The 9,087-nt window shown below is 41.6% G+C and carries 8 protein-coding genes and 1 pseudogene; 6 read left to right on the top strand and 3 right to left on the bottom strand.

Translation table 11 applies throughout. The features are described 5' to 3' along the window. The first annotated feature begins 515 nt into the window (after window positions 1–515). A pseudogene (locus tag V6C71_00355) lies at window positions 516–680 on the top strand (IS1 family transposase). A gap of 60 nt (window positions 681–740) precedes the next feature. Here the strand turns inward: V6C71_00355 and V6C71_00350 are convergent. Continuing rightward, complete coding sequence (locus V6C71_00350; protein HEY9766941.1) at window positions 741–1,061, bottom strand: transposase; 321 nt, start codon at window positions 1,059–1,061, stop codon at window positions 741–743. Window positions 1,062–1,404: 343 nt separating this feature from the next. Between V6C71_00350 and V6C71_00345 the strand changes: the two genes are divergently transcribed. The 4 genes from V6C71_00345 to V6C71_00330 all read left to right on the top strand — a co-directional run bounded on the left by V6C71_00345 (window position 1,405) and on the right by V6C71_00330 (window position 6,990). Next, entirely contained in the window at window positions 1,405–2,631 is a 1,227-nt protein-coding gene (locus V6C71_00345) for an MFS transporter (protein ID HEY9766940.1), read from the top strand. A 147-nt stretch (window positions 2,632–2,778) separates the two neighbouring features. Beyond that, the gene (locus V6C71_00340) at window positions 2,779–4,443 is read left to right on the top strand and encodes an iron uptake porin (GenBank protein ID HEY9766939.1); all 1,665 of its coding nucleotides are present in this window, start codon (window positions 2,779–2,781) and stop codon (window positions 4,441–4,443) included. 26 nt (window positions 4,444–4,469) lie between these two features. Continuing rightward, window positions 4,470–5,567 (top strand): anthranilate phosphoribosyltransferase, encoded by a 1,098-nt coding sequence (gene trpD, locus V6C71_00335; protein HEY9766938.1) that lies wholly within the window; start codon window positions 4,470–4,472, stop codon window positions 5,565–5,567. 211 nt (window positions 5,568–5,778) lie between these two features. Next, window positions 5,779–6,990, top strand: coding sequence for a serine/threonine-protein kinase (locus V6C71_00330; protein HEY9766937.1), 1,212 nt, complete (start codon window positions 5,779–5,781; stop codon window positions 6,988–6,990). A 35-nt stretch (window positions 6,991–7,025) separates the two neighbouring features. Here the strand turns inward: V6C71_00330 and V6C71_00325 are convergent, their stop codons facing one another. After that, complete coding sequence (locus V6C71_00325; protein ID HEY9766936.1) at window positions 7,026–7,874, bottom strand: PhnD/SsuA/transferrin family substrate-binding protein; 849 nt, start codon at window positions 7,872–7,874, stop codon at window positions 7,026–7,028. A gap of 470 nt (window positions 7,875–8,344) precedes the next feature. Then, on the bottom strand, window positions 8,345–8,563 hold the full coding sequence (locus tag V6C71_00320) for a hypothetical protein (protein HEY9766935.1): 219 nt from the start codon (window positions 8,561–8,563) through the stop codon (window positions 8,345–8,347). Window positions 8,564–8,798: 235 nt separating this feature from the next. On the opposite strand from V6C71_00320, the gene V6C71_00315 reads away from it, so the two are divergent. Beyond that, on the top strand, window positions 8,799–9,087 hold a 289-nt coding region (locus V6C71_00315), incomplete at its 3' end, for a hypothetical protein (GenBank protein HEY9766934.1).

Here is a 9,087-nt window from a genome sequence, read left to right as displayed (position 1 = left end):
CAATGGAAAACAAAATTATCGGTGTCGTGACTGCGGTAGACAGTTTGTCGAAAACCGACAACAGAAAATTATTAGTCAATCGACCAAGAATTTAATTGACAAGCTCTTGTTAGAAAAGATTCCATTAGCGGGGATTGCAAGAGTGACAGACGTTTGAGAACCTTGGCTACAAAACTACGTCAATGACAAATATGAATCAGTTTCCCAGCAAGTTAGTGTGACAGCTAAAAAAAAGGAAAGTTGACGATTCAGTGTGATGAAATATGGTCATTTGTGGGCAATAAAGGCAATAAACAATGGATTTGGTTAGCTTTAGATGTCCAAACCAGAGAAGTGGTTGGAGTTCATGTAGGCGATGCCTTCGGCTAGCGCGGAGCGCAATCGCAGCCGAGAAGGAGCTAGACAACTTTGGTGTTCTTTACCTCCAGTCTATCGGCAGTGCGCCGTTTGCCAAGCGTGACTTCTGGGAGGCTTATGAACAAGTAATCCCTTCTAAACGCCATCAATCTGTAGGAAAAGAGACAGGAAAAACTAATTATATCGAGAGATTTAACTGTACATTGCGCCAAAGAATTTCTCGTTTAGTCAGAAAAACCCTATCGTTTTCTAAAAAGATTGAAAATCATGTTGGAGCAATTTGGTATTTCGTCCATCACTATATGCGAAGCGGTATCCTTTAGGACAATGCATCCTTACATCTTTAGGACTACCAGATTTTAATTGGTCTACCCCGATTTTTCTTAGTTTTCCCAACTCGCCGTCAGAAACTGAGGTCTAATTCCACGTTTACGTAGAATCGCTCGTTTTTCTTTTGAGTCATAGCCTTTGTCCGCAGCTAATACCTTGACTCTTTTACGTGGTCTACCAGGCTTGTTGGTTTTGACTTTCACACGATCTAACAACCGTACAACTTGTTCTCTTTGACTACCGTTTGCTGGAGTTCTACAGTTGGCTAAAGGCATCCCGTTTCCCTCGGTAAGTGTATAGATTAAAATACCTTTCTTCTTACCACCGTAAGCAACCCCATCACCGCCTCCTTTGCCAGGGGGAAAAAGACCCATCAACTGCGCCATAGTTCCAATCAATTAATCCTTTTTCCTCTCCAATTCGTGACATACTCCCGCACCGTACTCTCAAGAGTCGGTGTCGGGAGTATGTCACTGGGATAAATTCGTAGTGAATCATCAGAAAAAGGGAATTATACTCTGGAATATTGGCAATCACTCTCATAAATTTTTTGAACCAATTTGGCAAATTATAAAATGTTGGCACAGTAATCTTTTGAACAGATACTTGAGAAACTAACGTTTTCAAGGCGTGAACGAGGTTTAACTTTATCTCCAACTGCATAAGTTCTCGTTGCTGTTAGTTACTTATTTATTGTTAGTCTATTGGTTCAAACTCATGAATATATCAAACTTAGAAATTCAGCAGAGCAAGACCCAGACCAGGGTATATAAAGACCGCAATCTGCGAGTTATCCTCAGCGTGACAATGGTGGCGATTCTACCAATTTTTAGTATTAATCCCACTCTAGGAACTATCGCCCAAGCTTTAGGAGTTTCTTCACAACAAATCACATTGATAGTCACGGCTTTCTTAGTACCTGTCGCCGTTGGCACGCCCATCTTTGGCTTCTTGGGCGATCGCTTTGGTAAAAAGCAAATTTTGATTCCTTCTCTACTATTATTTGCTCTGGGAGGGGTCTTATGTGCCACCGCTCAGGATTTTCGCAGTCTGATTGAGTGGCGATGCTTGCAAGGATTTGGAGCAGCGAGCTTAGAAGCGATGGTAATCTCCGCGCTTTCGGATTTATACAAAGGAAAAAGAGTCACTACCGCTATGGCTTTAAACGCTAGTGCCATCGGTGTGGGTTCTACCATTTACCCTGCCCTCGGTGGTGGTTTAGCAGATATTAACTGGCGACTGCCCTTTCTACTGTCTTTGTTAGCAATTCCTGTAGCTGTCTTGGTGTTACTTAAGCTCAAACTGCCGACCCAAGCTGTCAAGCTGGAAAATATTGACTTCAAAACCTACGTGCAAAATATTAGCGACAGCATCAAGCATCGTGAAGTAATGGGACTGTTGTTTTTGGTGGTTGGTCTATTTGCCGTTCAGTTTGGGGCGTTTTATACTTTCACTCCCGTGTTGGCGGGAACGGTTATGAACGCTTCAGCCTCGGCAATCGGCATCGTTTTTTCTGCTAATTCTATTTCTCTAGCCTTAGTTGCTCTTTTAGTTGGTTTGTTTGCCACCAAGTTATCAGAAGTCAAACTAATTAAAATTTCCTTAGTTATCTTCGCAGTTTCACTATTGCTAATTTTCAACACTACCCAGTTGAGTCTGCTTTTAATCCCCAGTATGTTAATCGGTGCAGTCGAAGGGATGGCTTATCCTTCTATTCAAGCTTTACTAGCCAAATTTGCTCCAGAAGGCTATCGAGCAGGATTTATGTCAATGAATGTCAGTATCCAAGCCTTTGGCAGAGCTTTAGGACCTATTCTGGCTGCGATCGCCTTGCAGCTTGGAGGTATGCCAGCTATTTACTACGGGGGAGCAGCAATAACGCTAGTAATATTAGTAGTATTTCATTTCCTCTTGATTCCCAGACGGACACTCAACAACAGATAATTAAAACTCACATTCTCAAGATCGACTTGCACTCGTAGATGTAAAATCCCAGATTTTTACTTACGATCTTTCTAAAATTCCTCGATCGCACCTTTACCAATAGCATTTGTTTATCTAGTTTATTATTTTTATATTTTGAAAATTTCTATGATGATCTTCCCAAAATTCCTCGATCGCACCTTTACCAATAGCATTTGTTTATCTAGTTTATTATTTTTTGGTGCTGATGCAGCCCACGCAAAGATTCCCAAAGTTAACGATCTCACCTCAAATTCCCCTAATTTAATTCAATCTCAGAACCAAAATTCCCCTGCTTTGACCGTTAATCAAATTACCAACGTCAACGAACTCAAAGATGTTAGCCCTAATGACTGGGCTTACGAGGCATTAAAAAATTTAGCCAATCGCTATGGCTGTATTTCTGGCTATCCCGACGGAACTTTTCAGGGCGATCGCGCTTTAACTCGCTGGGAGTTTGCTGCTGCTTTAAATACCTGCGTCAACGCCATCGAACGTATGATAGCCGAACAGGAAACGGTTAGACCTAACGATCTCAGCCAGCTTGATCGACTCGCTCGCGACTTTGAGCCAGAATTAGCTCAACTAAAAGGACGGGTGAACAATATTGAAGGTCGTGTCGCCGCCTTTGAAGACAACCAATTCTCCACTACTACCAAGTTGAGAGGACAGATTATTATGTCGGCTAATGCGGGAGGGTTTGATGGCGATCGCATTGTCGATCCTTCAGGTAGGCGAGAACTTGCCAATTCTAATCCCGAGGCGACAATACTCTATCGAGCGGGATTAGATTTAACCACCAGCTTTTTTGGTACTGATTCTTTGTTAATTCGTCTTGAGGGTGCTAGTGGCTCTACGGTAAATAATTTTAGGGGCGTAGACAATGCTGCTGCTACGTTAGAGCCTTTCTTTGGCAGTCAGATAGAGTATGCGGCAGAACCACCTACAGAAGATGGAGATTTTGGCATAGGCAGATTGGCTTACACCTTCAAACCCATTTCCAACCTGTCAGTTTCTCTCGGTCCAGACATTCGCTCGACCGATTATGTTGATCGCAATAGTTATGCCAATCTTAGCTTCCTAGACTTTAGCTCTGAGTTATTTGTTAATAATTTGATTCTATTTCCAGTTAATGGTCCTGCTGCTGGGGCAGCAGTTGATTGGAAACCACATAAAGCATTTGCCATCAGGGGATTGTATGCAGCACCAGACGCTAGCAATCCTGGTGGAGAACAAATTAGACCGGTTATTGGTGCTGCGCCATTTACCCAAGTCCTATTTCCCCAACAAAGCATGAATCTTAACGCAGCAGGCAATCGCGGTTTGTTTGGGGATACTTATCAAGGAACGGTAGAAGCAGAATACTCACCCTCTAGAAATTTTGCTGTACGCCTGCAATATAGCGGAGGTGAATTATTTGACAATCGCTTTGATGTCGTCGGTACTAATTTAGAATTTAGCTTCACCTCTGAATTTGGTATTTTTGCTCGCTATGGCTATGGTAGCTACGATGAAACAATCGTGGGGGATATCGACGTTCATTACTGGATAGCAGGAATTGGTGCTAGAAATTTATTTCGCGAAGGTGCTTTGGCAGGAATAGCTGTAGGTCAGCCCTTTATCGCTAGCGAAGTTGGCAATGCAACCCAGACTAATTTTGAACTGTTTTATAACTACCCATTAAGTCGTCGTCTGCAAATTACTCCATCGGCTCAAGTAATTACCAATTCAGGAAATCAAGACAGTAACGGCACAATTATAACTGGTACAGTTCGTACGGTTTTTTCATTTTAGAGTAAATCAAACCTATAAAGATCACTATGTCAATAGCAAATTTAGATAACAAGCTTTTAATTCACGAACCCCTTAATTACTCTGCTTTATTGCAACAATTACTCGAAGGTCAATCTCTTTCCGTTTCTCAAGCTACCGATTTAATGATTGGTTGGCTTACAGAAACCATTTCCCCTGTAGTATCGGGGGCGATCTTAGCAGCAATTCAGGCAAAAGGAGTTTCTAGCGAAGAGTTGCTTGGTATGGTTCGGGTCTTATACTCTCAATCGGTTAAAGCGACATCGCGCGATTGCCTAGTTGGTACTGCACCTCTAGTAGATACCTGCGGTACTGGTGGAGATGGAGCGTCAACCTTTAATATCTCTACTGCTGTGGCTTTTGTTACTGCTGCTGCTGGAGTTAAGGTTGCCAAACATGGCAATCGTTCGGCATCGGGTAAAACTGGCTCGGCAGATGTATTAGAAGCATTGGGTATTAATCTCAAGGCAACCCCCCAAAAGGCTCAGTCAGCTCTCGAAGCAGTGGGAATCACTTTCCTATTCGCTCCAGATTGGCATCCAACTTTAAAAGCGATCGCTCCCTTGCGTAAAACCCTCAAAGTGCGGACAATTTTTAATCTACTCGGTCCTTTGCTCAATCCTTTGCGACCAACAGGGCAGGTTATTGGTGTCAATCATTCCTCTTTAGTACCGACTTTTGCGCAGGTTTTAAAACAACTGGGAACTAATCGAGCAATTGTCCTTCACGGATGCGAAGGTTTAGACGAAGCAGGGTTGGGGGATAAAAGCGAACTCTCCATTTTGTCAAACCAACAAATTCATGCCCTCACCCTCGACCCTAAAGATTTGGGTTTTTCCAGAACTCCCATCAGTCAACTTCATGGGGGAAATGTTCGAGAAAACGCAGAAGTTCTTCAAGCAGTTCTTCGCGGTCAAGGAACTCAAGCCCAGCAAGATATAGTTGTCTTAAATGCAGCTTTGGCATTGTATGTTGGTGAAGTAGTACCTGAAGAGAATAATTATCTCGACACTTTTGTTCGGACTCTGGTTCTGGCGAGGGATATTGTCAACAGCGGACTAGCCTGGCAAAAGTTGGAGCAACTCGCTCGGTTTTTAAAGGCTTAGTTTGATAATCAAGGATTTTGGATAACGCGAATTTGGAATAGCTCAGATCTTTTGCACCTCATTAGACAAAAATCACAACCTAGCTCATGTGACCCAGGGCTATTTCATTCTAAAAAGAGACAATAATATACTCCAAACCAAATTGGCCTGACTAAGCGAGCGCGTGATTCATGCAAAAAAGAGGTTTAATATTAATTTTGAACTTAAGCTAATGAGTTTATGCATCAATCCTCAATGTAAACAACCAAATAATTGTGATACGACAATTTTTTGTCAAGGTTGTGGCTCGGAATTGCTTTTGGATGGAAGATATCGTGTGGTTCGAGAACTTGGTCAAGGAGGATTTGGCATAACCTATGAAATAATTGACTTCAATTCTCGTTGTTGGGTACTCAAGATTTTAATGGATAATCATCCCAAATATATAGAGCTATTCCAGCAGGAGGCTCAAGTATTGAGCATTCTCAATCATCCTGGTATACCAAAGATCGATCTAGATGGTTATTTTTTATATTTTCCTACAGGAACGGAAGAATCCTTGCATTGCTTAGTGATGGAAAAAATAGAGGGTTTAAACTTGAGCGATTATATTGAACAAAGAGGTAATCGCCCGATTAAGCTAAAAAGGGTTCAACGCTGGTTAGCAGAGTTAGCTTTGATTCTAGAACAAGTTCACAACGAGAATTTTTTTCATCGGGATATTAAGCCCTCAAACATTATGCTTCGTGCCAATGGCTGTATTGCTCTGATTGATTTTGGCACGGTGAGAAAAGTCACTCATAGCTATCTGCAAAAAAAAGCCACAGGCGAAATTACAGGAGTTGTTACCCACGGATATACGTCAATGGAGCAGATGATGGGAAAAGCAGTATTGCAGTCAGATTTTTATGCTCTTGGTGGCACGGCAATTTATCTCTTGACTGTCCAAAATCCTGGCAATTTTTACGATTCAGCCAAAGGTAAACTGCTTTGGCGAGACACCGTTCCTGAACTTACCCCTGAGTTTGCCGACTTAATTGACCGTATGATGGCATTTTCTCCTATCGATCGTCCACCTAACAGCAGGACAATTTTTAATGAGGTTGTTGCTATCAATCCGAGTTTAAAAATATTAGATGAACATTTCAGTGTTAATATATTTACATCACAATCTACCACCAGTGCATCCGAAACTTCAATTAGACCCATCATTAATTCAACTACAATAGCTTCTGACCCTTTTGACGAGAGGATAACTCCAGAGTTTGTCGAACGCTGTTATCAAGAGTTAGTAGAATATATTGGTCCGATAGCAAATTTTATTTGCAAACGCGCTGTAAAGCAAAATCCTAATATGACAGAAACCGAACTGTGTCTGGCTCTAGCTAAAAATATTTCCAATTTACAGCAGGCGAAAGATTTTCGACAGCGATTTATTAGGTAGCAAGTCGCGCTCTCGCTAATTTAGCCAGAACAAACTTATTCGTAGGGGATGCCTAGGTCGGCGGCGATCGCTCGGACTCGCTCTACTACTGAAATCATATATTCATAATTTGGCACTGACGCATTTGGAACATAGCCTGCTTGCTGAACTATATCGGGAGGTGCATTGTTCATAACTTCGATTATTCGATTCTGGTAAGTCCGATCTACAGTCTGTGCAAGCAAAATCGAACCAAGAGGAACTGGGTGAGAGTCAGTATAAAGGATACGAAACTCTGCTTGACTAAATTGCGGACTGTGAAAATTGAATTCTTGCGTAGAAAGTGCTCCCGCAGTCACCTTTTCTTGAGCAACCCATTCAAGAATGGTCTTAGGTATTGGTGAGAGTAAGACTTCGGCAAGAGTCAAACCGTAAAGATTATAGATGGGAAAATAGTACCCTGTAGCCGAGCCAACTTGACCCAGGGCAACAGTTTTATCCTTTAGCTGCCTTAATTCCCAAATTGGACTATTGTTGTCAACAACAAAGATAGAACGGAGATTCGTTACGTCCTCCTGCATGGGAAAAAGAGGAATGTAGTGAAAATCGTTGATAGCGATCGCTGCTACTCCAGGAGGCGCAAAAACCAAAGACCAAGCTTGGCTTTGAATACGCTCTAACGCTTTGCGCTCATTAAAAGTTGGCTCGATTTCAACATGTGTTCTCAATACCGAACTCAAGTAGCGACTAAAATTTGTATAGCGGTTAGTAATTTGTTCATATTGGTCATAATTAACAACGCCAATAAGCAAAGGAGGGCTGGTTTTTTGTGCCGATGTACAGGCATTAGCTGCCAGAAGTAGGGATTCAAAAATAAACAAGCGACGTGAGAGACTTAAAGGCATCAATCTTGGAAGATAAATATTTGGATTCGAGCTATTTCGATTTATTTCACTTTTTTCTCAATCATCGCACGTTATATTTGCGTTTTACTTCCTCTTTCGATAAGGTTACTAAAAATTAGGGTAATCCTTACATCTTTAAGACAGGGCAACCGCACACGTTTCTTAACAAATGACAGACACAAAAGAGAGATTTTGTGCGTCGTCATGGACGTTTACCTCAATAGACCTCTTGCAAAAGTATGATAAAAAAGAGATAAATAGGTCAGTAAAAAAGAAAAAACTTGTTCCCAGAAAAGTTCAAACGCTTATGTGGAGTTAAGAAAGAGACATTTTCTCAAATGCTTAAAATAGTAGAAAACCATGAGAAAATTAAGACCAAAACAGGATTGGACTTTGGACAAACAGCAAAATGATTCGCGATGGAAATTCGCGAATTTTGACTCAATAGCTAACTAACAATTTCAAGTCGATTAGACTGCAATTGGTGGTGATGGTTCTGGCTTTTTCTCTTTGTTGCCTTGTTTAATGACCTCATGACGAGTTCTTTTAGTTTGAACCATGCCCTGGGTTCGTCCCTTAGCATAACCTCGAAGTTTGGGCGAATTAGCTGGTGTTCCAATCTCCGTAATTATTCGATTGAGATCTCTTTGAACCTGAGGAGGGGTGAGAAAACCCTGACTGATGGACACAAGTAGATGAAAAGCGTGATTTTCATAAAAAAGTGGGCAATCATCATGAGACACTGAAATTACGAAAAACCAGTGAAAAATCATGAATCAGCACCCACCTCTTTATCATCAACTAATGCAATATCTGCGTCGCCCTCGGCAGTCGCTTTAAGTCGGTGAAACCGCCCAACGCGCTGCCTCGCAATACAGCCATTACTCAAACAAAAGACATTTGATTACGTTGAGTTGGATGGTAATGGGAGTGTTATTAAGTCAAAGTCTGCATTTAACAGAGTGGGAATCCTATGTGATGAGTAGAGCGACTAAAGCTCAAAGCTATCAAAAACGTTGGGGACGCTTTTTAAGCAATCGAAAAGTAGAGGTAGAAAAAATCTATCTTCCTCTATTGATGGCAGCGAGCGCTAACTGGTCGAAGACAAGAATCTATCTAGCTTTAGATACGACAATGCTATGGAATAAATATTGCATGACTCATTTAGCGATTATCTGTAATGGTCGAGCAATTCCATTTCTCTGGTCGGTTA

This window comes from Coleofasciculaceae cyanobacterium, from assembly GCA_036703275.1.
GTDB lineage: Bacteria > Cyanobacteriota > Cyanobacteriia > Cyanobacteriales > Xenococcaceae > Waterburya.
The sequence above is the reverse complement of the archived record's forward strand: the minus strand, read 5'-3'. Positions and strand labels throughout refer to the sequence as shown.